Source organism: Sulfurimonas sp. HSL3-7 (genome assembly GCF_039645985.1).
GTDB lineage: Bacteria > Campylobacterota > Campylobacteria > Campylobacterales > Sulfurimonadaceae > Sulfonitrofixus > Sulfonitrofixus jiaomeiensis.
The window spans coordinates 542,251-566,982 of sequence record NZ_CP147919.1 but is presented as its reverse complement, the minus strand read 5'-3'; the positions used below and the strand labels follow the sequence as shown (position 1 = coordinate 566,982).

The 24,732-nt window shown below is 49.1% G+C and carries 29 protein-coding genes; 7 read left to right on the top strand and 22 right to left on the bottom strand.

Annotated elements, in window-relative coordinates; genetic code table 11:
- Positions 1–45: 45 nt before the first annotated feature.
- Entirely contained in the window at positions 46–720 is a 675-nt protein-coding gene (locus WCY20_RS02905; RefSeq protein WP_345976833.1) for a glycosyltransferase family 2 protein, read from the bottom strand.
- Positions 721–887: 167 nt separating this feature from the next.
- On the opposite strand from WCY20_RS02905, the gene WCY20_RS02900 reads away from it, so the two are divergent.
- Positions 888–2,120 (top strand): NAD(P)/FAD-dependent oxidoreductase, encoded by a 1,233-nt coding sequence (locus WCY20_RS02900; protein WP_345976831.1) that lies wholly within the window; start codon positions 888–890, stop codon positions 2,118–2,120.
- A 65-nt stretch (positions 2,121–2,185) separates the two neighbouring features.
- Positions 2,186–3,052, top strand: a complete 867-nt coding sequence (locus WCY20_RS02895; RefSeq protein ID WP_345976830.1) for a lysophospholipid acyltransferase family protein — start codon at positions 2,186–2,188, stop codon at positions 3,050–3,052.
- An 11-nt stretch (positions 3,053–3,063) separates the two neighbouring features.
- Here the strand turns inward: WCY20_RS02895 and WCY20_RS02890 are convergent, their stop codons facing one another.
- The 14 genes from WCY20_RS02890 to WCY20_RS02825 are packed head-to-tail and all read right to left on the bottom strand — an operon-like array spanning position 3,064 to position 13,729.
- Entirely contained in the window at positions 3,064–3,399 is a 336-nt protein-coding gene (locus tag WCY20_RS02890) for a hypothetical protein (protein WP_345976828.1), read from the bottom strand.
- Entirely contained in the window at positions 3,396–3,803 is a 408-nt protein-coding gene (locus WCY20_RS02885) for a hypothetical protein (protein WP_345976827.1), read from the bottom strand. Before WCY20_RS02885 ends, WCY20_RS02890 begins: the two co-directional genes overlap by 4 nt.
- Complete coding sequence (locus WCY20_RS02880; protein WP_345976826.1) at positions 3,796–4,056, bottom strand: phosphopantetheine-binding protein; 261 nt, start codon at positions 4,054–4,056, stop codon at positions 3,796–3,798. The genes WCY20_RS02885 and WCY20_RS02880 overlap by 8 nt, the downstream gene beginning before the upstream one ends.
- Positions 4,057–4,064: 8 nt before the next feature.
- Positions 4,065–4,694, bottom strand: coding sequence for a beta-ketoacyl synthase chain length factor (locus WCY20_RS02875; protein ID WP_345976825.1), 630 nt, complete (start codon positions 4,692–4,694; stop codon positions 4,065–4,067).
- An 11-nt stretch (positions 4,695–4,705) separates the two neighbouring features.
- A complete protein-coding gene (locus WCY20_RS02870) occupies positions 4,706–5,809 on the bottom strand; it encodes a beta-ketoacyl-[acyl-carrier-protein] synthase family protein (RefSeq protein WP_345976824.1) in 1,104 nt (367 codons plus the stop codon).
- Between the two features lie 59 nt (positions 5,810–5,868).
- Complete coding sequence (locus WCY20_RS02865; RefSeq protein ID WP_345976823.1) at positions 5,869–6,729, bottom strand: beta-ketoacyl synthase N-terminal-like domain-containing protein; 861 nt, start codon at positions 6,727–6,729, stop codon at positions 5,869–5,871.
- Entirely contained in the window at positions 6,726–7,868 is a 1,143-nt protein-coding gene (locus tag WCY20_RS02860) for a beta-ketoacyl synthase N-terminal-like domain-containing protein (protein ID WP_345976821.1), read from the bottom strand. The genes WCY20_RS02865 and WCY20_RS02860 overlap by 4 nt, the downstream gene beginning before the upstream one ends.
- Before the next feature lie 6 nt (positions 7,869–7,874).
- Positions 7,875–8,144, bottom strand: a complete 270-nt coding sequence (locus WCY20_RS02855; RefSeq protein WP_345976820.1) for a phosphopantetheine-binding protein — start codon at positions 8,142–8,144, stop codon at positions 7,875–7,877.
- Entirely contained in the window at positions 8,141–9,331 is a 1,191-nt protein-coding gene (locus WCY20_RS02850; RefSeq protein ID WP_345976819.1) for an ABC transporter permease, read from the bottom strand. The genes WCY20_RS02855 and WCY20_RS02850 overlap by 4 nt, the downstream gene beginning before the upstream one ends.
- The gene (locus tag WCY20_RS02845) at positions 9,324–10,247 is read right to left on the bottom strand and encodes an ABC transporter ATP-binding protein (RefSeq protein WP_345976818.1); all 924 of its coding nucleotides are present in this window, start codon (positions 10,245–10,247) and stop codon (positions 9,324–9,326) included. Before WCY20_RS02845 ends, WCY20_RS02850 begins: the two co-directional genes overlap by 8 nt.
- Complete coding sequence (locus WCY20_RS02840) at positions 10,247–11,251, bottom strand: BtrH N-terminal domain-containing protein (RefSeq protein WP_345976817.1); 1,005 nt, start codon at positions 11,249–11,251, stop codon at positions 10,247–10,249. Before WCY20_RS02840 ends, WCY20_RS02845 begins: the two co-directional genes overlap by 1 nt.
- Complete coding sequence (locus WCY20_RS02835; protein ID WP_345976815.1) at positions 11,248–11,658, bottom strand: hypothetical protein; 411 nt, start codon at positions 11,656–11,658, stop codon at positions 11,248–11,250. Before WCY20_RS02835 ends, WCY20_RS02840 begins: the two co-directional genes overlap by 4 nt.
- A complete protein-coding gene (locus WCY20_RS02830) occupies positions 11,658–12,806 on the bottom strand; it encodes a beta-ketoacyl-ACP synthase III (RefSeq protein WP_345976813.1) in 1,149 nt (382 codons plus the stop codon). The genes WCY20_RS02835 and WCY20_RS02830 overlap by 1 nt, the downstream gene beginning before the upstream one ends.
- 8 nt (positions 12,807–12,814) lie before the next feature.
- Positions 12,815–13,729: a dialkylrecorsinol condensing enzyme gene (locus WCY20_RS02825; RefSeq protein ID WP_345976811.1), complete on the bottom strand. Its 915-nt coding sequence runs from the start codon at positions 13,727–13,729 to the stop codon at positions 12,815–12,817.
- A gap of 149 nt (positions 13,730–13,878) precedes the next feature.
- Between WCY20_RS02825 and WCY20_RS02820 the strand changes: the two genes are divergently transcribed.
- Positions 13,879–14,949 (top strand): class I SAM-dependent methyltransferase, encoded by a 1,071-nt coding sequence (locus WCY20_RS02820; RefSeq protein ID WP_345976810.1) that lies wholly within the window; start codon positions 13,879–13,881, stop codon positions 14,947–14,949.
- A gap of 127 nt (positions 14,950–15,076) precedes the next feature.
- Here WCY20_RS02820 and WCY20_RS02815 read toward each other — a convergent pair whose 3' ends face one another.
- The 5 genes from WCY20_RS02815 to WCY20_RS02795 form a co-directional block, all read right to left on the bottom strand.
- Positions 15,077–15,334, bottom strand: a complete 258-nt coding sequence (locus tag WCY20_RS02815; RefSeq protein WP_345976809.1) for a phosphopantetheine-binding protein — start codon at positions 15,332–15,334, stop codon at positions 15,077–15,079.
- Positions 15,335–15,411: 77 nt separating this feature from the next.
- Entirely contained in the window at positions 15,412–16,086 is a 675-nt protein-coding gene (gene aat / locus WCY20_RS02810) for a leucyl/phenylalanyl-tRNA--protein transferase (RefSeq protein WP_345976808.1), read from the bottom strand.
- The gene (gene clpA, locus WCY20_RS02805) at positions 16,083–18,266 is read right to left on the bottom strand and encodes an ATP-dependent Clp protease ATP-binding subunit ClpA (protein ID WP_345976807.1); all 2,184 of its coding nucleotides are present in this window, start codon (positions 18,264–18,266) and stop codon (positions 16,083–16,085) included. The genes aat and clpA overlap by 4 nt, the downstream gene beginning before the upstream one ends.
- Before the next feature lies 1 nt (position 18,267).
- A complete protein-coding gene (gene clpS / locus WCY20_RS02800) occupies positions 18,268–18,561 on the bottom strand; it encodes an ATP-dependent Clp protease adapter ClpS (protein WP_345976806.1) in 294 nt (97 codons plus the stop codon).
- A gap of 145 nt (positions 18,562–18,706) precedes the next feature.
- Positions 18,707–19,945, bottom strand: coding sequence for an aminotransferase class I/II-fold pyridoxal phosphate-dependent enzyme (locus WCY20_RS02795; protein ID WP_345976804.1), 1,239 nt, complete (start codon positions 19,943–19,945; stop codon positions 18,707–18,709).
- A gap of 77 nt (positions 19,946–20,022) precedes the next feature.
- On the opposite strand from WCY20_RS02795, the gene bioD reads away from it, so the two are divergent.
- From bioD to WCY20_RS02775, 4 genes are read left to right on the top strand one after another with little or no spacing between them, the layout of a single operon-like run.
- Positions 20,023–20,664, top strand: a complete 642-nt coding sequence (gene bioD, locus WCY20_RS02790) for a dethiobiotin synthase (protein WP_345976803.1) — start codon at positions 20,023–20,025, stop codon at positions 20,662–20,664.
- A gap of 28 nt (positions 20,665–20,692) precedes the next feature.
- Positions 20,693–21,562 carry an aspartate carbamoyltransferase catalytic subunit gene (locus tag WCY20_RS02785; RefSeq protein WP_345976802.1) on the top strand — a complete coding sequence of 290 codons (870 nt, stop codon included), beginning with the start codon at positions 20,693–20,695 and terminating at the stop codon, positions 21,560–21,562.
- Positions 21,562–22,491 (top strand): aminodeoxychorismate synthase component I, encoded by a 930-nt coding sequence (locus WCY20_RS02780; protein WP_345976801.1) that lies wholly within the window; start codon positions 21,562–21,564, stop codon positions 22,489–22,491. Before WCY20_RS02785 ends, WCY20_RS02780 begins: the two co-directional genes overlap by 1 nt.
- 57 nt (positions 22,492–22,548) lie before the next feature.
- Complete coding sequence (locus tag WCY20_RS02775) at positions 22,549–24,015, top strand: ATP-binding protein (protein WP_345976800.1); 1,467 nt, start codon at positions 22,549–22,551, stop codon at positions 24,013–24,015.
- Here the strand turns inward: WCY20_RS02775 and WCY20_RS02770 are convergent.
- Together WCY20_RS02770 and WCY20_RS02765 are read right to left on the bottom strand one after the other, a co-directional pair.
- Complete coding sequence (locus tag WCY20_RS02770) at positions 24,005–24,406, bottom strand: HIT domain-containing protein (RefSeq protein ID WP_345976798.1); 402 nt, start codon at positions 24,404–24,406, stop codon at positions 24,005–24,007. The genes WCY20_RS02775 and WCY20_RS02770 overlap by 11 nt on opposite strands.
- Positions 24,399–24,689, bottom strand: a complete 291-nt coding sequence (locus WCY20_RS02765) for a hypothetical protein (protein WP_345976797.1) — start codon at positions 24,687–24,689, stop codon at positions 24,399–24,401. Before WCY20_RS02765 ends, WCY20_RS02770 begins: the two co-directional genes overlap by 8 nt.
- Positions 24,690–24,732: the final 43 nt, after the last annotated feature.

The following is a 24,732-nucleotide window of genomic DNA, read 5'->3' as shown; positions in this document are numbered from 1 at the left end:
CACTTCAACCTCATATATCGACTGAAGAGGGGCTCTAAATGAGCTCTATTTTATGCCTATTAATCGCAGTAGATGTTTGAAGAAGAGTCTCGAATGCAGCATGCTTAGACGGGCATTATCTTTAAGGACATTAAAATGGCTGACACGCTCTTCTGCTTTAGGGTAATGGACCTCTATCTCCACCTCTTCGATACAGCCGCCGCTCCACGCGTGCCTTACCAGCACTTCTATCTCAAAATCATAACGCCGTTTCTCGATCGGCAGTGCCAAAATGGATACCGGGTACGAGCGAAACCCCGACTGGGTGTCGTCTAGACTGAGTCCGGTTTCAGTCCAGATCCAAAAGTTGCTAAAACGGCGTCCGAACTTTGAGGAACCCGGTACATTTTCTGAAAATCGGCGGCATCCGACCACAATACATTTTTCCAGGTCTTTACCGACAAAGTTACTGATCTCATGCGGGTAGTGCTGCCCGTCGCCGTCCACCACAAAAAAAGAGCCGAAACCGAGCTCTTTGGCCATTTTCCCGCCCGTCAATATCGCTTCGCCCTTGCCTTTGTTCCCGGTGTGGCGGATCAGGATAAGCGCTTCATCTTCATCAATATTCAACAAGACAGAGGGGTCTGAACCATCATCAACGACGATGACGGTACTTTTGGTTTTAAGCGCTTCATAGACGACACCTTCGATCGTTGCCGGGTTGTTATAGACAGGAATCACAATGCAGGTTCTATTCAAGATAAATGCCCTTTGTAAAAATTGGCCGATTATAGCGTACAAGGGCTTTATAGAGGTATTTATGCGCTGTTTTTACACCATCGGAATCAAGTTATAATATATATTCAGTTAGTTATAATTAATTTATAATTTTTATAAAAAGGTTTCCAATGACAGAGTGTGACGTATTTATTATCGGAGGCGGTCCCGCCGGCTCTATCGCAGCAGCAAAACTGGTTCAGGCCGGGTATAGTGTTGAACTTGTTGAAAAGATAAAATTTCCACGCTTTGTTATCGGAGAATCTCTACTGCCGCGCTGTAATGAACTGCTCGAAGAGGCAGGGATGCTCGAAGCAGTTGAAAATGCCGGTTTTCAATTCAAGGGCGGTGTCGCTTTTCAAAACGAGCAGGATGATATCAAGGTCGTCAACTTTGAACAGAACATGGGCCAAAAACACAACAGCTCTTTTCAGGTACGCCGTGAGACCTTCGACAAACTTCTGCTTGATGAAGCCGAAAAGTTCGGAGCCCATGTCACAATGGAGTCTGAAGTCACCGCTTATAACGAAACAGCCAATGTCGTTACGGTTGTCCATAAAGACGGCAGCGAAGAGAAATACCATGCCAAAAAGGTGATCGATGCTTCCGGTTACGGCCGTGTTCTTCCGCGTTTGCTGGACCTCGATGCCGGTTCGGCCCTGGCTTTGCGTGATGCGGTCTTCTGCCGCGTCGAAGGTGACATCCGTCCGACCGACGGAACCGACGGCTATATCTATGTCTATGTCGTCGGCGACAACGACGCCTGGATCTGGAATATCCCATTAAGCCCCACCGTAACCTCTGTGGGCATTGTCTGCAGCGATGCGTATTACCGCTCGTTCAACATGGATCAGAAGGCATTCTGGGAACATATCATTGCAAACGATCCCCACGCCAAAAAACGCTATGCCAAGGCCAAACGCATCAACGAGGTCGGTTTTATCGGCGGCTACTCTTCAAACGTAAAAAAGATGTTCGGCGACAACTTTGTCATGGTGGGCAATGCTACCGAGTTTTTGGACCCCGTCTTTTCATCAGGGGTCACTCTTGCGCTGGAGTCGGGAGCAAAAGCGGCTGATCTGACGATCAAAGAGTTCAAGGGTGAAGCAGTTGACTGGCAACGTGACTACGAGGACTATATGATGATCGGCGTGAATGTCTTCAGAGAGTATGTCGAGGCCTGGTACGACGGCCGGCTGCAAAGCATTCTCTTCTCAAAGACTCCGGGTGCAGACAAGATCGAACGTAAGGTTGTCTCGGTACTGAGCGGCTATGTCTGGGACAAGAAGAACATGTTTGTCAACGCTCCGACAGAAGCTGTCAATGCGACCTATAAAGCACTGACGGGTGTAGACCCCTACTAGCCGTGTTTTCCAACCAAAAAAGAGGCAGGATCTTCTTGCCGCATTATTACAAATAGAGGAATTTTATGTCTCAATACCGCGGCAGTCCTTTAGGTATCAGATTTGTCACCGCCCTTTACCATTTCTTCGGCTATAAAGCTGCAAAGCCCGTCGTCTTTGTCATTTCCCTTTTTTACACTATGGTTTCGCAAAAGAAACGCAAAGAGCTCTCAAGCTATTACACAGCCGTCGGTGTGCCCGATAGTCTCGTCTCCTATTTTCGCCATATCTATGCCTTTTCGCTTAACATCTTCGATCGTTTTATCGCCAAAGAGGGAACAGAACAGAGCACGGTAAGAGTGGAAAAAGAAAATTTGTCAGCCTTTGAAACACTCCATGAGACCGGAGGGATCCTGGTCTTTTCGCACCACGGTAACTGGGCGCAGAGTTTTAAGATGTTTGATGTTTACGATATCACTCTCAACATCGTTTCCGATGAGGCCATCGATCAGAACCTGCATAAGCTTGAAACCGCTTCCGATGAAAACAGACGGATCAATATCATCAGCCTTAAAAACGGCATACAGGCGATGCTCGACATCGCAAGAGCCTTACAGAATAATGAGATCATTATTATCATGGTAGATCGCGTCAAAGAGGCGAACAAGACCATCGAAGTCGAATTTTTTAACCGTCCTACACTCTTTCACAGCGGCGGTTTTGAGATAGCCCACATGCGCAATACCCCCATGCTTGGCTGCGATATCGTCCGCACAGGCGATCAGAAGATCAAGATCTATTTTTCCGAGATCATCACTTCCGACAAAGAGAAGAAGGAAGAGATCATTCAAGATCTTGCCCAGAAGTATGCCCGCTTTTTGGAAAAGGTGGTTCAAGAGTATCCGTGGCAGTGGTTTAACTTTTTTGATTTTTGGAAGAGACCGGAATCCTAAAGATAACCTATCTACTTCTGATGCCACGTCAATTTAAAATCCCCGCAGAGTACATTCGACCCATTCTTCAATTTGACGCGGACACCGTTTTTCGTTGGAGTGACCGCGTAAAGAAGTCGCTCTTTCGGTAAAACCTTGTGTACAAACTTCGCGTTGCTGATCTCATCGATCTCTTTCTCCAGGATCTCGGCGATAATATCGATCTGCAAAAAACCGGGGAGCAGCGGCATCCCTTCAAAATGGGCTTTAAAGACTGGGTGAGAAGCATCACTAAGTTCGATCTCGACAGCTTCGTCACGCTTTTCAATAATATGATAAAGCCCTGTGGAAAGATAACTTTGGCTCATAGCGTGTCCCCCTCTTTTTGCAGCACAACAGAGAGCTGCCCCTCTGCAATCAGACTTTCGCCGTCAAAAACACGAAAGCTCACCATGAAAAAATTCTCAAGATTACTGATATAGCGGCTTTCGATCTCAAAAACAGTCTTCTCACTTTTTTGATGCCATTTTGACTTCACGCTCAAAAGCATACCCATTGCACGGGGCGGGATATTGGCCGCAGCTTTTTCTTCAGTGAGCAGCAAAAATATTGAGGCCTGTGCGCCCGCTTCAGAGAGCATCGAAAGTGTCGGTGCAGTCTCAAAAGAGACAGACACACGGCAATTGTGTTCTTCGCTTACCAACACCTTTTTGACAAAAGCAACCGGCTCTTTGTGCGGCAGATACGTCATCAGTTCGTCTAGATCAGGCATCAGTTTTTCCGTGCGCATTGATATAGTCCTGAAGGGTCTTGATCGAACTGAAAACCTTTTCAGATTCAGCGATGTTGGAGAAGACGATCCCGTACTCATTGTCCAGGAAAATCGTCAGCTCGATAGCATCGACGGAGTCCAGCCCAAGCCCATCTTGAAACAGGGCATCATCATCAGCGATCTCATGGGCATTTACGCCCTCCAGATTGAACAGTTCTATCAGTTCGGATTTTAATTGCTCAGTCGTTATCAACTTTTCTCCTAAAGCTCTAGCGTTACGATACATCCGTTTTTGCCATCACATGCATCAAAAACATCGAGCATCGCCCAAAGCGAAGGTGCGTAATCCGCATGCGCTTTTTTTACCACCTCGATATTGGCCTCTTGCTCGGTCGGCAGTAGTGTCAGCGCTACGCCTGATTCAAGATAATCGGTGCAGGTATTGACCTCATCGATATTCGGAATATTGATCGCTTCGCTGCAGACCAGCAGAACCTCTTTGCCTTTGATCACTGCCTGCAGTGCTCCCGTCTGCAGGACATTGGCAGAAGTGTCATCGCCGCTGGAAACAGTCAGGATCTCCTCTTTATTGCCGTGCAGCAGGGAAAAATAAGATGGTGCCGTGTTGTAGACCGAGTTTTGAAACGCGGTCGGGCTGATCGGCTCGTTCGCATCGATGGCACCGACGATATCGGCCGTCGCCTGCATCTCCCCGTAGGCGGAACCGTAAACAACAGAACCTTCGCTGAAACCGCATGCATCGGCAAGGTAAACCATGATACGCGCCGAACGGGTCAGGCGGCGGCGCAGCATCATCTTGGGAACGATCCGTTTTTCATCCAGGTTGTCACAACTTTCATTGGCAGCGACCTTCGCCATAGCTCTGATCATAAAGTTCATCTTCATTTGAGTGCTCCAAAAACCAGGGCGGTGTTATTGCCGCCGAAGGCAAACGAGTTTGAGATCACATAGCGGACCTTTTTTTCGACTGCTTCGATCGGGAGGTTCACCCTGGTGTTCTCTGCCTCGGTAAGCGATGTCTGAGGCGCGATACGCTGCGCTTTGATCACCTCGCAGGCGATGATCGCCTCAAGCGCACCGGCCGCACCCAGGGTATGGCCGGTGATCGCTTTGGTCGAGCTCATATAGGGGCTGTGCGCAAAGAGCGTCTCCACGGCCAGTGCTTCGACTGCATCATTGGCCTGGGTACCGGTACCGTGGGCATTGACATAGTCAATGTCTGTCGGCATGATACCCGCATCTTCGATCGCCTTTTGCATGCAGCTGATCGCGCCGCCCGCTTCGGGATCCGGGTTGGTCATGTGAAAGGCGTCCGAGCTTCCCGCGCTTCCGAGCAGTTCAACGCTCTCATCCGTCCGGGTACCCTGCAGCAACACAGCGGCAATCCCCTCGGCGACGTTCATCCCTTTACGTTCTTTCTGAAAGGGGGTGCACTGTTCATCCGAAAGCACACCGAGAGCATAAAAACCGCAGACGGTAGTGTAACAGAGAGCATCGGCACCGACGACCAGTACATTCTCATACGCGCCGATATTGATCAGGCGCTGTGCCAGCATTATCGCATTGGCGCTGGAGGTACAGGCGGTGGAGATGGAGCGGCTGTCTTTAAAGCCGAAAGCCCTGTTCAGGGTATCCGAGATAACGGAGATCGCATGCTCTTTCGGATTGATGTTCTTGTAGCTGTGTTCACGAAAAAAGATCTGTTCGCTTTTTCCGATGCCGCCGACGGAAGAACCGACGATCAGAAGGGTGGTGCTGAAGTCGTCAAGGTTGCTTTTGTTGAGCACCTCTTGCGTCACGGTGACAAGAGAGCTAAAAAACGCATTCGGCGCAAAACTTCCCAAGCCCGCCCGGTTGTGGGGCATGTAACTCGTATCGATCGTAATGCCGCTCTCTTTTGCATAGATGGCATTCATCAGTTCCTGCGTATTACCGGCACAACTGAGTGACTCGTAGGCATTGACAAAGACACGGTTTTTCAGCATAAAACGACCTCTTTAAATTTTTCGTAATGTAGCACAGAGCCGCTAAATCCGGGGTAAAATCAGCTCTGTAGAACGTCCACTTCAAACAGTCGGAAATCTTCTTCAAAATTTTCGATAAAAAGCATCCTGCCCTCACCTTCTTCAATAAAACGATTCATCGCATAGAACGCCGCTGTTTCGTAAAAGCCGCAGCCGCTTTCATAACAAAAACGCTCCAAAGCATTCCCCTCGAGCAACGCATTGACAGCTGCTTCGTTACAACGGAGACCGAAAGCGACTTTTGTTGTTTTTGTCACTGCCTCAAGATGCTGTTTGACTTCCGTCAGAGACATAACACCGCTAACGACCTCAAGCGAAGCCAAGGCCCCTTCTTTTCGGGTATTGAGCAGCATCCAGTTGCTCCCTTCTCCCAACTCGCGCCCATCGCAGATGCCCAAAAACTTTCTGGTAAACGAAGCCGGCTGCAGCAGCTCATCGACCCCGCCGATAAGCACCTGGTCCTCTTTGCCTAAGCGCAGATCATTCTGCGCCAGCAGCAGCGCCATCTCGGCTACAAAACCATGCTGTGCCAGGTTGAGATTTTTACCATGAAGGCCCAGAAACTGCGCCACATAAAATCCGGCGGTATTACTTAGCGAATTGATGAAATCGATAGGTTTCGGCGGCTGGTGGTCGATGTAGCGTTGATCCCGAAGACGGTTGAAAACCGCCAGGTTGCCCTGACCGGAAGCCATATACAGCGCGGTATGAGGGTCGATCGGGTTCCCGTCAACAGCACGGTAAGCCCCGAGAAGCGCCAATTGGATAAAGCGGTCCGTACGTCTTACCATTTTAGGTGCGACCTCTTTTAATGCCGCTTTGACATCAAGTGCTTCACCCTCTTTACGATTCAGCGATCCCCATTGGTGAATATAGATCATGAAACCACCTTTTCGACAACGATGGAGGTGTTGTTGCCGCCGAACCCAAAGTAGTTGAGCATAAAAAGCCCGCTATCGCACGCCATTTTCTGCTGTAAAGGCGTCCAGGACAACGCTTCATCGCAATGCCTAAAATTGGGCGAACTCGGCACAAAACCGGCATCCACGCACTCAAGCATCAGCAGTAGTTCACTTGAGCCGCAGCTGCCTAAAGTATGGCCGATATAGGGTTTGAACGAGAAAAAGGCAGGCGATTTGGCAAAGGCCTGTTTCATACCGTTCATCTCCGCCTCATCGTTCAATGCACTGGCCGTCCCGTGTGCTTTTACCGCTGCGATCTCATCGTCTCGGACTCCGGTACTTTTCAGTGCCGCCTTTATCACCTGACTGATACCCGTACCGTTAGGGTTGGCTCCGGTCACACTGTGGGTTTCACAGTTGCTGACACCGCCGCGGAAATGCCAGGGCGAAGCGGCGACATCGTCTCGGCTGAGAAAGAGTGCGCTGACGGCTTCGCCCAGAACGATACCCTGTCTATCCCGGTCAAACGGTGCTATCTTGGTCGGCGACAGCAGCTGCATCGAGGCAAACCCTTCAAAGGTAACCGGAGCAAACATCTCCAACCCGATCACAAGGGCATAATCGATCATTCCCCCCTCAAGCATAGAGGCCGCATCGATAACGGCATTGGCGCTTGAGGTGCAGGCGGTATTATAGGTCAAAGTAAAATCGTTAAGTCCGAAATGTTTGACGAGATGATCGGCATAATAGCCGTTGCCGATACGCGCACATGCAATAGTCTCCTCTTGCGAGCCGTCAAAATTCCTACCCAAAGGCAGGCTCAGTGAAAGATCATTCGAAGAGCTGCCTAAAAAGAGACCGCAGCGCTGCAGATCATCCGGCGTCAGGGCAAGTTTGTCTATCGCTTTCTGAACGACATCCTCAAGGTAGCGCAGCGGAATAGAGAGCGCACTGTTGCGTTCGCCCTCATCTATGGCGTAATAGGCAAAGGAGAGCTCTTCGCCGTTAAGCATCATCTTTTTTTCAACGCTCGCATATGTGCCTTGTTCGAGGTGCTTTAAACGTTCACCCGTCTCTCCCAAAGCGCTGAGTATCTCGCCGCCGAGTATTGTGATCATCGGCACCTACTCCGGCTGCAGATAGTCGGCAAGATCGTTGATGGTCGTCACGACACGGCGGAACTCTTTCGAATCGCCCAGTCGCGTATTGAACTGATTTTGCAATCCCATCGAGATCTGGAGGGCATCCAGAGAGTCCAGCTCAAGTCCGCTCGCCTCCGAAAAAAGCTCGACATCGTCGGCCACGTCTTCGGGTTCGATATCCTCTTTTTCACACTCTTCGATGATCATCTTTTTAAGACGCAGTTTCAGTGCCTCGTCCTCTGAACCTCTCATGCCACTCTCCTTATTTTATAATTAAATATCAGTGCCGCCAGCAGAAGTGAAACCAGGCCGAACAGACTTAGCGCAAGCACCTCACTCAGCACGTCGCTGATACCGCCGCGACGCAGAAAGATATCCAAAAACCCTTCGAGCCCCCACGACATGGGCGAGACATTGGCGAACTCCTGCATAAATTCCGGCATCACGAATTTCGGCACCATCACCCCGCCTATCGCCCCTAAAAGAATATTGATAATACCCCCTATCGTCGTCGCCTGTTCCACACTGTCCACAAGGGTGGCTATCAGGATCGAAAGGCCGATCGCCGAGAGGCTCAGTGCCATCGAGATCGCTATCAGACCGCTGAGCGACCCACCGATATTCAGCGGCGCCGCACCGAAAAGTGGTACGATGAAGATACCCACCGCGATCATCACCCAGACCTGCAGCTGGTTGATCACCATATAGGGGATGATCTTTCCGCCGAAGAGTACGGGCAGAGAAACATTCATCGTACTCAGACGCATCAACGTGTTCTGCTTACGCTCGCTGATGAAGATCGTCGACATCGGGATAATAACAAAAAAGAGGCTGAACACGATCCATGACGGAACGCTCTGCTGTGTCGACGTCGGTTTTTCATCCTCGGCGAGCGCTGCATAATGGATCTTCATCATCTTCGCTTCGTCAAACGCCATCTTCTTTATTTCAGCGCCCTGACCGCGCACGCCCTGCTGCATCTCCTGGGCAAGATTGAGTGCATCGAGCTGCACCTGCATAAAGGCACTGATGACCTGTGTTTTAAAGAGCATCAGATGGGTCTGGGCAATGTCGGAAGCCACTTCGATCTGCAGCGATGCGGCCGTGTCTGCATCGTTTGAGAACTGCGACTTGAACCCCTTCGGGATCACGACAATAAACTGGACGCCCTCTTCTTTTGGTGTTTTGAAATCGGCACTGATCTTATGTTCTTTCAGCACTTTGTTTGCACGCAGTTTGGAGACAACAGAGAGGCTCTCCAGCGAGTTGTCCCTGTCGACAACCGCATACTCGATCAGGGCCTTCTCCTCATTAAAGACATCTTTGAGCGCCAATGACATAATGAGGATAAAGACAGCCGGCATTACAAAGAGCGCCGCAAGCGCATGTTTGTCACGCGAGACCAGAAGGAACTCTTTGATCAGCATCGCCTTAAACATCGGCTCTCCCTTTCGAGGTAAGATTGATAAAGAGCGACTCCAACGTCGTCGTACCGTAACGCAGGGCTCTGATACCGATATTGTCGGCTTCCAGCAGCGCCAGTGCTTTTGCCACGGAAGCACTCTCTTTCGAGTTCAGCATCAAGGTGCTCTCATCGATAACCTTCAGGCCCTCCATCGCATCGCTGCAGGCTTGAAGAAGTTCCAAAGGCGTCTCATAGATTTCGATGACCAGCGCGTTGCCATGTTCATTTACAAGCATACTCTCGATGCTCCCCTGTCGAATAATCCGGCCCGCATTGATAATAGCGACCTCGTCACAGATCTTCTCGATCTCCGGCATGTAGTGGGACGTGTAGACCACTGTTTTCCCACTTGCTTTGAACGACTTGATCGTCTCCAGGATCTCATTGCGCGATTCAGGGTCGATGCCCACCGTCGGTTCGTCGAAAAAGAGGATGTCGGGGTCGTTCAGCAGACCAATCGCAATGTTCAAACGCCGCTTTTGACCACCCGAAAGGGTGGCCGCTTTCTGGTTGAGCATCGAACCGAGACGGTTCGTCTCGACCGCATAATCGATATTCTTTTTAAGAAGGTCTGCCGGGATATTCTGGATACCGCCGAAAAACCTGAGGTTTTCAATGACGGTGAGGTTCTCATAAAAAGCAAGGCTCTGCGGCACAAGCGCACACCGTTTTCGGATCGCTGTCAGGTTTTTCGAAAGCGGAAGTCCAAAAACGCTCACCTCGCCCTCGTCATATGTCGTCAAACCGTTGAGTATCGATATCAGTGTCGTCTTTCCCGCACCGTTTGGCCCCAAAAGTCCAAAAATACTCCCCGCTTTTATCTCCAACGAAAGATGGTCAAGCGCCACCTTCGTATCATAACGTTTACAGAGGTTCCTGATCTTGATCATTAAAACGCCGTTAACAGTTTCTTATAGACCATCGTCTCTTCGTCTGCTATCGATTCAAGTTTTTTGGCAATGGCATTAAAATCGATGGTCTCGTTTTTCTTTGAACGAATCGACTTCGCGACCAACAGCGCAAACTCCCGCCAGCTATCGCCGACGTCCGTCATCATCCTTGACGCTTCAAAGAGGGTCCCGTTATCCAGGATCTCCGATGCCTCCTGCAGAAACGAGGCGTAGATATAGCGAAAGCCTGCCCCGCCGGTACCGATCTCCTCCTGCATGCGGACAATATGCCCCAGAAAAAGTTTGGCATAGCGGCGGTCTTTGCTCTCAAGCTTTCGGATATTTTTAGCCAGAGACCGTATCCCTTTGAGGCCGGCGATCGGTACCGGCGTTTTCAACATGCTCTTGGCCACTTTTGTTATCGCTTTGGGAAGCACCTTCTCATAATCGATCGATGTGGGAACATAGGTCGGATAATAGAGCAGCCCTTTTGGCGCCATCACCCCTTTGACGAAACGTGCTTTTTCAAGTGCCTTTTCATCCGCCTCGACCGTGTGTTCAAAGACCGGGTCACTGATCTGATAGTTCGTCTCCTCTTTGCCGTAGATAAGAAGGTTGTGCGCATTGAAATGGAACCGCATCTCTTCGGGAAAATAGGGGAGCCAAAAGACCGAGCTCTGTGCGCCGACGATCTTGCCTTCGTCCAGAAGTGCATCGAGACGAAGAGAGCCGGCCTGCGCCTTGGAGAACTTCTCCAGGTTCATCTTGATGCCGATGCTCTTCTGCAGACCTCTGATGATCGCTTTTGGCATCGTTCTGTAGGCGATAAGGGGCATGCCGCCGAGTTTGACGAAAGGGAGGTAGGCGAAGGTGAGCGCGCTCGCCAGCCCGAAGACCATCGGCTCCGAGAGCCGGAGACCGTAATGTGATAGCATCGATGACATCACACCGCTTTCGCAGTGCGCCGCATGTTGGTGGGTAAACTCTTTTGTATTCGTATTCACACAGACTCTTTTTCAGGTAACTGTTTCAACGCGTCCACACTCAGGCCAAGGGCTTCGCTGTAGCGCCCTAGAAGCGTGTCGGACAGTCTGTTGAAGACCGATGGTTTGAAATGACGTTTGATCCGCCACTGGAACATCCCGACCGACTGGCTCAAGACGATCAGGTCCATGCGCTGCGCGTACATATGGTAGTAGAGCGGCGACATTTGTCCCTCTCTCACCGCTTCGTATGCTTCGTCGGCCAGACGTTCCAGCTCGTGGAGCGCCTGTTTTGTCGCCTCTTCCTCTACTTCCCAACCGGATGAGGCGACCACGCCGTATTTGCCTTCATCGTCGGTGGCGTACATCGCTTTTCTGCCTCCGGCGAAGGTCGAGATGCCGTCCTGAGGCACATTCTTGATCTCCATCAGACCACGCTCAACTGCATAAAGGCGGTAGAGAAACGGCCGCTTTCAGGAATGTAGCAGAGCAGCTTCTCACCCGGGTTCAGTCTGCCCGAATGAAAGAGCTCTTCGAGAATAATATAGATCGACGCCGAACCGGTATTGCCTTTGTAGGAGAGATTGGTAAACCACTTATCCTGGGCGATGTCACAGCCGGCCTCCTTCATCCCTTGGTAGACTTTGTCCCGGAAATAGCCGGAGGAGTAGTGCGGAAGGTAGTAGCTGATCTCGTCCGGATTGAGCGTACCTTTCGCTATCAGCTCTTGAAGCGGTTTTGTCACCGTGTACTCGATGATCTTCTCGTTCAGCAGTTTGACATCCTGTTTGACCGAGAAGATGGACTGTTCAAGCCACTCCTTGGGGGTGTATTCGCGCCACCCTTTGATGTTCCCCTCTTCCATCTTCTCACAACCGGCATACATACAGGCGTCAAGCTCATTGGCATAAGACTTCTGGACAATCCAGTCGATCTTGAGCGAGATCCCTGTTTTGTTGGGTTCGGCGCTCATCAGGGCCGCACCCGCACCATCGCTCAGCATCCAGCGCAAAAAATCTTTCTCAAATGCGATCTCGGGCTGACGTTCCAGCTTCTCGACACGGGCTTCGACCTCTTCTTCAAAGTTCTGCGCACGCATTACTGAAGAAGCATTCTCGGAACCGGTTGCAACAGCATTACTGCTTTGCCCGCTCAACACTGACATATAACCGTACTTGAGAGACATCGTACCCGAAAGACAGATCCCCGCCGTAGCGATCACCTCGCAGCTCGGGATACCGAGTTCGCCATGGACCATCAGGGCGTGGTTCGGAAGAAGCTGGTCCGGCAGGGTCGTACCGCAGGCAAGCAGTTCCGTCTTGGTGAGATCAAAGGCATCGGAGTTGAGCTTGCGTACCGCTTCTGCAGCCAGCTGTGCGTTGGTATGGGTCGTCCTGCCGCTCTCTTTGTCGATAGCGTAGTGACGGGTCTTGATCTGGTTGGAACGCAGAATCAGCTTTTTCGCACGAGAAGGGCGCGGTCCGACCTGTCCCAGGACCTTCTCGATCTCGGTATTGTCGACGGCTTCATTAGGCAGAAATGCCTGAATATCATTAATATAAACGTCTCTACTCACTGTTCTCTTCACCTTCCTGATGGTTGTTCATAATATTTCACACTCTTTTCAATCGCCTCTTTACGCCATGGATAGATCAATCGTCTCACCAATATGTTTAAGGGCACGATCGTCAATACCAGTGTTGCCAAAAACAGGGCATAGACAGTAATAACGATCTTTCGCGCAAACGAACCGGGTTCACCCGCTTTCTGGATCAGTTTACCCCAGATCATGAAAGAACGTGTCGCGATTTTCTCGGTTCCGACCAGTTTGCCGTTGACTGTGACCGCACCCATGTTTTTCAGCAGCGGCTCTTTTTTCTTCTCTTCATCGCTTTTCAGCGCCACGAGTATGCGTTCGCCGAAACGTGAGCTGTTTTGTATCTCTTCATCTGCAACACCCGCCGGAGGAAAGAACCAGAAAGCATCTTTTTTTCCTGTCAGCAGCCATCTTGGCGTTGTTGCGAAGGCGTAGATTGAGCCCCCCTGATCGGTCAAAACGACATTGTCGATCAATGTCGCACCGAGATCGCTGATCAATTTTTTCATCTTCTCCTGTGCCATGACCCACATATCTCTGCAGGCGATCAACGTCACTACGGGCTTGTCTTTAAAGATCTTCTTTGCCTGTTCACTCTGCATAAAACCCGTTACGGGGATCGATGGGGACAAGAACCAGACCGTATATCCCAGAATAATAAGATCATAATCATCTGCGAGATCATCAAACTCTTCCACTTCGCAGCCGTTCATATAGATCGCTTCGGGGAAGGCATCGAAAAATGGATAAAACGGCCATGGATATGGGTATGCTTTCACAGGTTTGATCTGACGGTAATCAACTGTGACCGCACTGCTCTCTTTAAGAGGTTTGGTAACGGAATCGACCATATTTGTCAGCTGTCCGCTTTGTGAATAATAAAGAACAAGAACTCTTTTCATAACTGCCCAAAAATGTATTTAATGTAATAAATATTTTACCGTATATGTCCATAAACTATAATAAGCAGCGTATACTTTCAACGCTATTTTCAGGACTTTCAGAGGTCAACTCAACTATAATTATTCTATACATAGACGCAAGGAATAATATGTTTGATACGGATAAGCTCAGTTCATTGGACGCCTTAATGGAAGCCCAAAAAATCGCCCATGCTCCTATCATTTTTCAGGTCGCCAATCTTCTTCGTGAATGGGGAATATTAAAGTTGCTGCATGAAAACAAAAAGACAGGTATGCGGGTCGAGGAGTTGATGGCAGCTACCGGTATCAGTGAGTACGGCATCAAAGTCCTCTGTGAATCAGGGTTCAGCATGGGTGCATTGAAGCTTGAGGATGAACGCTATCATATTACACGTATCGGTTTTTTTCTTGCTTTCGATGAGATGACGAATGCCAATTTCAACTACTCGCTGGATGTCAACCTGTTCGGCATTAATGAACTTGGCGATTCGATCAAAGAGTCCCGTCCGGCCGGTCTGCAGAAATATTTCAATAAAAAGTGGGAGACCATCTACCCTCACCTGACCGAACTGCCGGAGAAGGCACAAAAGAGCTGGTTCGGTTACGACCATTTCTACTCGGACTCGGCCTTTAAGCCCCTCGTTGACCTGATGGCGGAACGCAAACCCGATAAAATCCTTGATATCGGCGGAAACACTGGGAAATGGGCGATTGCGATCACGACCGCCTCAGAAGCGACAAAGGTCACGATTCTGGATCACCCCCTGCAGATCCAGACTGCCTTCAAAAACGCCGAGGCTGCCGGGGTAAAAGAGAGAGTAGACGGGGTGGCGATGGACCTGCTTGACCACTCCAAAGCCTTTCCGGAAGGGTTTGATGTCGTCTGGATGAGCCAGTTTCTGGACTGTTTTCCACCCGAAGATATCATCGCGATCCTGCAGCGGGCAAAAGAGGCTCTGAACGAAGACGGGCGTGTTCACATCATCGAACCCTACTGGGACCGACAGCAACATGAGATCGGTGCCTACATTCTGATCAACTGCTCCCCCTATTTTACAGCACTGGCCAATGGAACGAGCAAGATGTACAGCGCCAAAGAGATGCATGACTATATCGAAGCTGCCGGACTGGAAGTTGATGAAGAGATCGATAGACTGGGATTTGGCCATACAATGACCGTCTGTAAGAAAAAAGTCTAAACTTTTTTGGTTTCGCTGCAATTGAGTCAAGGGGGTCAATGACCCGCTTCGCTTGTTTCAGTCACTCTCTTTCATACACTGCAATATTGCAAGGTACCACTAGCATACCGACCAATTAACTCCAAAACTACGCGTTTTTCTGCTCGTTAATAAAATTACATAGAGATTCTGCTGTTGCGAAAATAGTCTCAGCATCAGCAATATTTGTCACTTTTACACCAAACTCTTTTTCAATAACCAATGTCAACTCAATCGCATCTACGGAGTCGAGTCCCAACCCGTCATCACCGAAAAGTGGATCGGTGTCACTTATCTCGCTTGGATCGATATCTTCAAGGTTCAGACCCGCAATAATTTTCTCTTTTAAAACATCTGTCGTTACCATGTTTCACCCTATTAATTGTTTATTGGAAAGTTTACCACACCCCGCTTTAAGGCTAGGGGCAAAACAATGCTGCATTACTAATACCCCTTCCAGGCATCCGGAGAGACCTCTTTGTCCCGGTTTTCATAGAGCAGTTTTAGAAAGTAGTCTCGGTAGACTTCAATAGCACCCAATGATTTCAGATGCGCTGTCGGTACCTGGGCATCGACAAAGGCGTATCCCCATTCTTTCAACTTCCCGATCAATACGGCAAAAGCGACTTTCGAGGCATCACTCTTTTTAGCGAACATCGATTCGCCGCAAAAGACGGCACCCACACTCACACCGTAGAGACCGCCGACCAGTTCACCCTTATAGTAGGCCTCAACCGAATGCGCTTTACCCAGACTGTGCAGCACGCTCATCGCCTCGATCAGTTCCGGCTGCAGCCAGGTCCCCTGCTGTCCGGGACGATGGACGCTTGCACACGCCTGCAACACCTCCGTGAAAGCGGTGTCAAAACGTACTTCGAAATGTTTCATTCTTTTTTTCAAAGAGGGGCGCAGTTTAAAATCATCCAGATGCAGGATCAACCGAGGGTCCGGTGACCACCAGAGGATGGGATCACCGACAGAGTACCAGGGAAAAATTCCCTCTCTATACGCCAGATAGAGACGCGAAGGGCTCAGGTCACCGCCATAAGCAACGATACCGTCTTCATTGGCCTCATCGGGATGGGGAAAGACAAGCTGATAGTCAAGCTTTGTAATCATTCACTGTAGTTGAAGGTGAGACCCTCATCATAATCGACAAGAACCTTGCCGCCATGTTTCAATTTGCCGAAAAGCATCTCATCCGTCAATGGGTCTTTGATCTTCTCCTGGATCACACGGCCAAGCGGACGGGCTCCCATAGCAACATCGTAACCCATTTCGGCTAAATAGCCCCGTGCTTTTTCAGTAACGGAGACCGATACCTTTCTCTTTGAGAGTTGAACGTTGAGTTCGGCAATGAACTTGTCAACGATCCCTTCCACCACGTCGATATCCAGCGGTGCGAAATCGATGATCGCATCGAGCCTGTTTCTAAACTCCGGCGTAAAAAAGGCTTTAAGCTCTTCGCCGCGCGACAGAGACTGGTCAGCCTTGAATCCCATGACACTTGCCGCAGTCGCGCCGATGTTTGAGGTCATGATCAAGACCACGTTTTTGAAATTGGCCTTGTAGCCGTTGTTGTCTGTCAAAACCGCACTGTCCATCACCTGCAGCAGGATGTTGACAAGGTCCGGATGCGCTTTTTCTATCTCATCGAGCAGCAGTACCGTATAGGGGTGCTTGCGGATCACTTCCGTCAACAGTCCCCCCTGTTCATACCCGACATAGCCGGGAGGTGCACCTACCAGACGTGAAAGGGCATGTTTCTCCATATACTCACTCATGTCAAAGCGCTCAAAATGGATACCCATCTCATCGGCCAGGGATTTCGCCAGCTCCGTTTTTCCCACACCGGTTGGTCCGGAAAAGAGAAAAGAGGCGATCGGTTTTTCCCCCGCATTCAATCCTGCGCGCGAACGTTTGATCGCCTGGGCGACCTTCGCTACCGCAACATCCTGACCAATCACACGTTTTTTAAGATCGGTTTCCAATGTCTCAAGTCTGGAGGTGTCATCTTCACTCATACGTGACGTCGGCACGCCGGTGATCTTGGAGATCACCTTCTCGATATCGTGCGGTGTCACTGTCTGACGTTTCTTCTTTTGAAGATGGAATGAGGCCCCCGCCTCATCCACCAGATCGATCGCAACATCCGGCAGGAAACGGTCACTGATGTATTTTTTGGAAAGTTCGACGGCAGCACCAAGTGCTTTATCGGTATATTTGACACCGTGATGCGCTTCATATTTTGAACGCAGCCCTTTTAAGATCAAAAGACTGTCTTTGAGCGACGGCTCGTCAACATCAATACGGGCAAAACGGCGGCTCAAAGCCCTGTCCTTCTCAAAGGCATTTCTGTACTCGGCAAAGGTCGTTGCGCCCATGCATTTGAGCTCACCCGAGGCGAGCGCAGGTTTAAGCTGGTTGGAGGCATCCATACTTCCGCCGCTCACGGCCCCTGCACCGACAAGGGTGTGGATCTCATCAATAAAAAGGATAGCATTTTTGGTGTTTTTCAGCTCGTCAATCACACCTTTCAAACGTTTTTCAAAATCGCCACGGTATTTGGTACCCGAGAGCATGGCCGAGAGGTCAAGTGCGAAAACCGGAGCGTTCTGCAGTATCTCGGGCACATCATCTTCGCTGATACGCAGCGCCAGACCTTCAGCAATCGCCGTCTTTCCGACGCCCGGTTCACCGATAAGGAGCGGGTTGTTTTTTTTGCGTCGGCAGAGCGTCTGTACAACACGTTCAATCTCATTTTTACGCCCGATCACAGGATCAATCTTGCCCTCTTTCGCTTTTGCCACCAGGTTGACAGTGTACTTTTCAAGATAACTCTCAGTGTCGTCGCTAGTGACGGAACCGCCTTCAACATCTTGATGCGAGATCACCTCCAGTACATCGACACGCGAGATCTCCTGCTCGTTCAGCAGTGCTATCGCGAAGGTGTGCTCTTCTTCAAAGACGGCAGCCATCAGGTCGCCGACATCAGCCTGCTCTTTTTGCGCACTTTGAATATGCTTGATCATCTTGTCAATCATACGTGAAAGCGCGACCGTCTCAAAAGGCTCCTGATTCACATCTTCGGGAAGCGGCTGCATGGTCTCACTCAGATACGCTGCTACCGCTTCGCGCATCGCTTCGACATTACCGCCGCACTCTTTGATAATTGCGATGCCCTCTTTTGAACCCAGCAATGCAAAGAACACATGTTCGATCGTCAGGTACTCATGACGCTGATCTTTGGCGTAGGTAAGCGCTTTTTGAAAAATACTGTTTAGTTCTGCACTGATCATTTTATGCCTCTTCCATCGTTGCTTTAAGCGGGAAACCCTGTTCCCGTGCCAGTTTGCTTACCTGCATCACCTTCGTCTCTGCCACTTCATAGGTGTACACACCGCAGACCCCGCGGTCTTTTTTATGTACATCAAGCATGATCCGCTCCGCTTCCTGATAGTTTTTATGAAAGATATTCATCAAAACATCGATCACAAAATCCATCGAAGTGTAATCGTCATTCAGCAGGAGGACAAGGTACTGCTTTGGCTCCATTAAAGAGAGTTCACTCTCTAATTCATGTTTTGTACTCAAAAATTATCCTAAAATCATATTATTTTATTAAATGTATCAATGTTTGGGTGTACTTTCGCTTAAAAGATGAAGTTAAGAACGCCTCTAAAGAGTGTTATCTCGGCAGAGGCAAGCGAAATCGCAGTAGAAATGTATCAGGCTGCAGCTAGAGCGCGGCAGCCTGTATGAAATCCTCGATAATATCATCCGGATTCTCGAGTCCGACCGAGATACGGATCAATCCCGGTGTGATCCCTAAGAACGTACGGGTCGCGTCGTCAAAATCGCTGTAGATCGTTGAGGCCATATGCAGCGCCAAGGTACGGCTGTCACCGATATTTGCCGTGATCGTCGCCAGTTTTGAACGGCGCAGGAATTCGTACGCCGCCTCTTGTGTTCCCATATCGATTGTCAGCAGGGTACCGCACCCTTTTGCGAACTGCGCGTTGTAACGCACATTCTGCACGTGACCGTTTAGAGAGGGATGGTTCACATTGAGCCCTTTCGCATGGAGCGCCGCTGCGATCTTCTCGACACTGCTGACCACGCGGTCCATTCTGAGCGGCAGAGTCTCAAGACCCAAAAGTGTCAGATACGACGAAAATGCCGAAGCGCTCATCCCGAAATCACGCATAGCCCGTTTTTTGGCATTGGCGATCAAGGCCATCTTGCCCATCTTCTTGATAAATTTATGGACCTCTTCGTAACGCTCGGTTTTGAACTTGTCTTCTCCCTCGCTGATAGCACGGAAAACCGCTGCTCCGCCGAGAACAGAAGCGTTTCCGCTGATGATCTTGGTCGTTGAATAGACGACAATATCGGCACCCAGTTCAAGCGGTGCGACACTCATAGGGGTAATCGTATTGTCGACGATCAGCACGATACCGTGACGGCTTGCGATATCGGCAATCGCACGGATATCCGGCAGACGCATGTTCGGGTTGCCGACCGACTCCAAAAAGATGATCTTGGTCTGCTCATCAATCGCATTTTCTATCTTCTCAAACTCATCTACATCAAAAAACTGTGTCGAGATGCCGAAGCGTGAAAGTGTTTCGGAGAAGTAGGAGTAGGTTCCGCCAAAGAGACCGCCGATGCTGATGATGCTGTCACCGCTTTTAAGTAGAGAGATCGTAGCAAGCGCGGTTGCCGCCATCCCCGAACTGGTTGCGACAGCGCCGACGCCGCCGTCCATCTCTGCCAGAATACCTTCAAGCTTGGCGGTAGTCGGGTTGCCCATTCGGGAGTAGAGCGGCTTTTTTACACTACCGTCAAAGATCCCTTCTGCTGTTTCCGGATTTCCGTAACCAAATGCGGCCGACTGCATGATCGCAGGGCTGACAGCACCCTCTTTACTTCCCACATTCTGGACAAAATAGGTACTGAATTCTTCAAAATTGTTCATTAACAAAACCTCTATTCAGGGCTTTAAGAGCTACCCTGCCGTAAAATAATGCAAAATTATAGCTAAAAGAATTTTGTGTGCCAAAACGTATCTTTATTACCGCAACCAACACCGATATTGGCAAGACCTTTGTCACCGTCCGCCTGCTCAAGCAGTATGCCTCTATGGGGTACAGGGTCGGCGTTATAAAACCGATAGAGACCGGTGTTGCTGAAGTCCCTTTGGACGGAACGAAACTTCATACTCTGTTGCAATCGCTCAATCCCGCCGCCACCGACCTCTCTGTCAATGATATCGTCCCCCTCCAGTTTGCACTGCCTGCCGCACCTTATTGTGCCAATGATGCACAAGCTGTCGATCTCTCGATTATTGATGCCGCCATCGAAAAGATCGAAGCCGTATGTGATATTCTGATCATAGAGGGTGCAGGTGGGCTCTATGTCCCGATCGACAAAGATACGATGATGATCGACCTGATTGAACGCTACGATTCGAAAGCCCTGCTGGTATCGCACTGCAAGCTTGGCTGCATTAATGACACGATCCTCTCTATCAAAGCGATGCAGGATAGAACACTTGACTTTGCCTGGACACTCAATTGTCATCAGGATGATCAAGATTTCTATCAAACCTCCGAACCCTATTTCAGGGATAATTTTCCGGAATTCACTATTTTTGAGCGCGATATTGTAAAAATAGCCGATACACTTTTGCTATAATCACACTACTATAATTCAAGGAAAAACGATGCGCCACCTCATACGAACCGACGACTTCAGCACAGCGGAGATCGAAGCGCTCCTGGACGATGCCGCTGAGTTTGCAAAAGGTGGTTTCAACCGTATCCTGCAGGACAAGATAATCATCACCCTCTTCTTCGAGAGTTCTACCCGCACCAGAAGCTCTTTTGAGATCGCAGCAAAACGTCTTGGCGCGGAAATTGTTCATCTTGATGTGTCAAAGAGTTCGACCAATAAAGGCGAGACCCTTGTCGATACCGCAACCAACCTTGATGCGATGGGCCCCAATGCCATCATCGTCCGTCATGCCGACGCCGGGGTTCCGAATATTCTCTCCAAGCACACGAAAGCCTCGATTATCAATGCCGGTGACGGCGCCCATGCCCACCCGACACAGGCGCTGCTTGATCTTTTTACCCTCAAACAGCACTTCGGCAATGTCAAAGGCAAACGCATCGCCATCGTAGGCGATATCAAAAACTCACGCGTGGCCAACTCGAACATCGAACTGCTCAACCGTTTCGGTCTCGATGTCACCCTGGTCGCACCCCCGCAGTTTATGCCTGCTACGAACCTCAAAAACACCTATCATATCGAAGATGTCATCGATAACGTGGATATTATCATGAGTCTTCGGACCCAGACCGAACGCCACTCTCAGCAGTCCTATGCCTCGCTCAAAGATTATGCGAGTGATTTCTGCATCACGAAAGAGCTTGTCGGCGATCGTGATCTGATCCTCCTGCATCCGGGGCCGGTTCACCGCAATATCGACATTGACGACACCCTACTGGCCGATCCCCGCTGCAAGGTTCTAGAGCAGGTCGCCAACGGGGTCTCGATGCGTATGGCAGTGCTTAAAAAACTGATCTATTAATGCAAGACAGAATCTCTCAACTCGCCGGTGAGGGCACCCCTTTTTTAGTAATCAGCAATTTTGAGGCCGATACCATTCTTATCTATACCCAGGAAGAGTTACAGAAAGAGGATATAGAGTTCAGTTTCCTGCCTACCCCGCCATTAGAAGCAACGCCGCTCACCAGAAAACCCATAAGCTTCAAACAGTATAAGATCGGATTTGATCAGATCATCGAACATATCAAAGCCGGTGATACCTACCTTTTGAACTATACCTGTTCCACACCGATAGAAACGCCGCTGACGCTTAAGCAGATCTACCAAAAAGCACACGCCAAGTTCAAATTGCGCTTTAAAGATCAGTTTGTCTGTTTTTCACCCGAACGCTTCATCAAAATCGAGGGTCAGACGATCTCTACCTATCCAATGAAAGGGACGATAGATGCCGCGTTGGAAAATGCGCAAGAGCAGATATTGGCAAATGACAAAGAGATGGCCGAGCACATCATGGTGGTCGATCTGCTTCGCAACGATCTGGGGATTGTCGCGCACAATATCAAAGTCGAAAAGTTCCGCTATATCGATCATCTCTTTACCGGAGATAAAACACTTCTACAGGTCAGTTCCAAGATTACGGGGAAACTTTCCGCCGACTGGCGAGACGATTTTGGTCCTATTCTCCGAGCACTGTTACCGGCAGGCAGTATCAGCGGCACCCCGAAAAAGAGTACCGTCTCCATTATTAAAGCGGTGGAGCAGCATCGACGCGGCTTTTTTACCGGTATCTTCGGTTATTTTGACGGTAAAAACTTCGACAGTGCTGTCATGATACGTTTCATAGAGAAGCAGAAAGACAGGCTTATCTATAAAAGCGGCGGCGGGATTACTCTCGACAGTTGTGCAGAAGACGAGTATCAAGAGATGATCGATAAAATCTATATTCCCTGACTAACAACTAGATTTAACAGCAATTAGACTAAAATACCAGTTCAAAAGGTGATTTTCATGACGGCATTCAAAAAAAGATTTTTACTTTTTATCAACAGTGGTTCGTTTTTTAATGAAAATGAGCAGGACCTGAAAATTCGCCATAATATTATCAACATAACAATTATGTTGGCACTCAGCGGACTGGTATTCGGTACGACGCTCAATCTGATGAAAGCAGACTATCTCGGTGCTGTTGTCGATATCGCAGCGATTTTTATTTTGTCAGTGACCGCATTTTTTTTGCACCTGAAAAAAGAGTATTTTGAATTCATCGCAAGCATATTCGCTACCGAATTTCTTCTTCTCTTCACCCTTCTCATCGTGATCTCTGAGCCGTCCGATCTTAAACATATATGGTTACTCACCTATCCGGCACTCATCTTCTTCTATAAAGGGGACCGATCATGGCTCTTATGGATAGGCTTGTTGATCACATCCCTCTTTGTCGCCAAGATACAACCGTTTTATCCTATTCAGTACTCCTTGAGAGACATTATCTATCTCTCTGTCGTTTTAACGATTATGACGGTTGTTGTCTATGTGTACAAAAGCCGAATAGACCTGGCCAACAAAACGATTACTGAACAGAAAGACCGGCTTGAAGGTTTTACAAAAGAGCTGGAATGCACCGTAAAAGAAAAGACCAAAGAACTTCAGCAGCTTAACGCCCAGCTCGAACTAAAGGTCGAAGAGAAAGTCAAAGAGCTGATCAGAAAAGATGAGATGATCCTGGCCCAGTCCAGACAAGCTGCAATGGGTGAGATGATCAGTATGATCGCACATCAATGGCGACAACCGCTCTCTACCATCACCCTCCAGATCTCCAATATCAAGATCAACGCCATGCTCGGCAAAGCCTCTGTCGAAGAGACCAATGATGCGCTTGAGCGCATCTCGGAAACGATCATCTACCTGTCCGAAACAATTGATGATTTTCAGCGTTTCTTTCATCCCAATAAAGGAAAAGAGGTCACTACGGTATGCGAACTGATAGAGCATGCGGTCAGTTTTGCCGAACCGCGTTTGAAGGTTGCCCACATCAAATTAGATTACAGCTGCCGTCAGAGCACTGAAATTTTGATACACAGCAACGAGTTTACCCAGGTCATCATCAATATCATCAACAACGCGGTAGATGCACTATTGGAACACAAGGTAGAAAACCCTCAGATCAAAATCGAGAGTCTTGTCAACAAAGAGAATATTGAAGTACACATTTACGACAACGGCGGCGGGATCGAGAATGATATTTTTAACAATATCTTTGAACCCTACTTTAGCACAAAAGGGAAAAACGGTACCGGTCTGGGGCTGTATATGAGTAAGATGATCATAGAAAAGGAGATGGACGGCAGTCTTGAGGCCAGAAACAGTGGCAATGGTGCCGAGTTTATCATCAAGATGCCCCTAGTTGACCTTATCCCGTCCGAAGAAGCAAAGCCTGAACAGGTGGAATCGACGGGGGATATTCTTACGTATTGACGATTGCAGTCGGTTTGAGAACTGCATTCAACGTTTTTTCAAGCTTCATATCTACCTTTTCACAAAATGTATCAAAAGAGGGAAGAAGCAGATGCCCCTCTCTCTGCTTCTTCCCCCACATTGGCTCAGGAAAAAAACTATCCTCTTTGAAACGTGCCATGATATGCCAATGCACTAAAGGTACATAGTTCCCAAAAGAAGCAATATTGATCTTAAACGGTTGATAGTAAGCGAGCATCTCTTTTTCAATGACATCCAGGGCTTCCAGGATCGCACTCTTTTCAGCAGCGGTACATTCACTGAATTCTCTGCGTTCAACCTGCGTAAAGATCTTTAGCCAGGGCACCTCGCTCTCTTCGATCTCGATACGTATAAGATCGTTTTCAAACACTCTTGCCCACCTTGTCTTCTTTGCGACGGCGTTTATGACGGCGCGTTTTTTCACCGATCCTTCTCTCTGAACGGTGATGGCGTCTTTCCGGCAATTTGCTTTCATGCATAAGCTGGTTGCTTTTTCTTCGTCCGCTATTCACACGGCGGTCTTTCAGACCAGAACGCCGCTGGCTTTTCCGGCGATCGTTTTTTCCACTGTAGGGGTTTCGAAAATGCAGCCAAAGAAATGCGATTACAAGAAAACCAAAAATATATCCAAATGTCTGCTTATCCATCTCCATAAAAAAACCTTGTTGCCTGTATTTTTATAAATATAAGTGTATC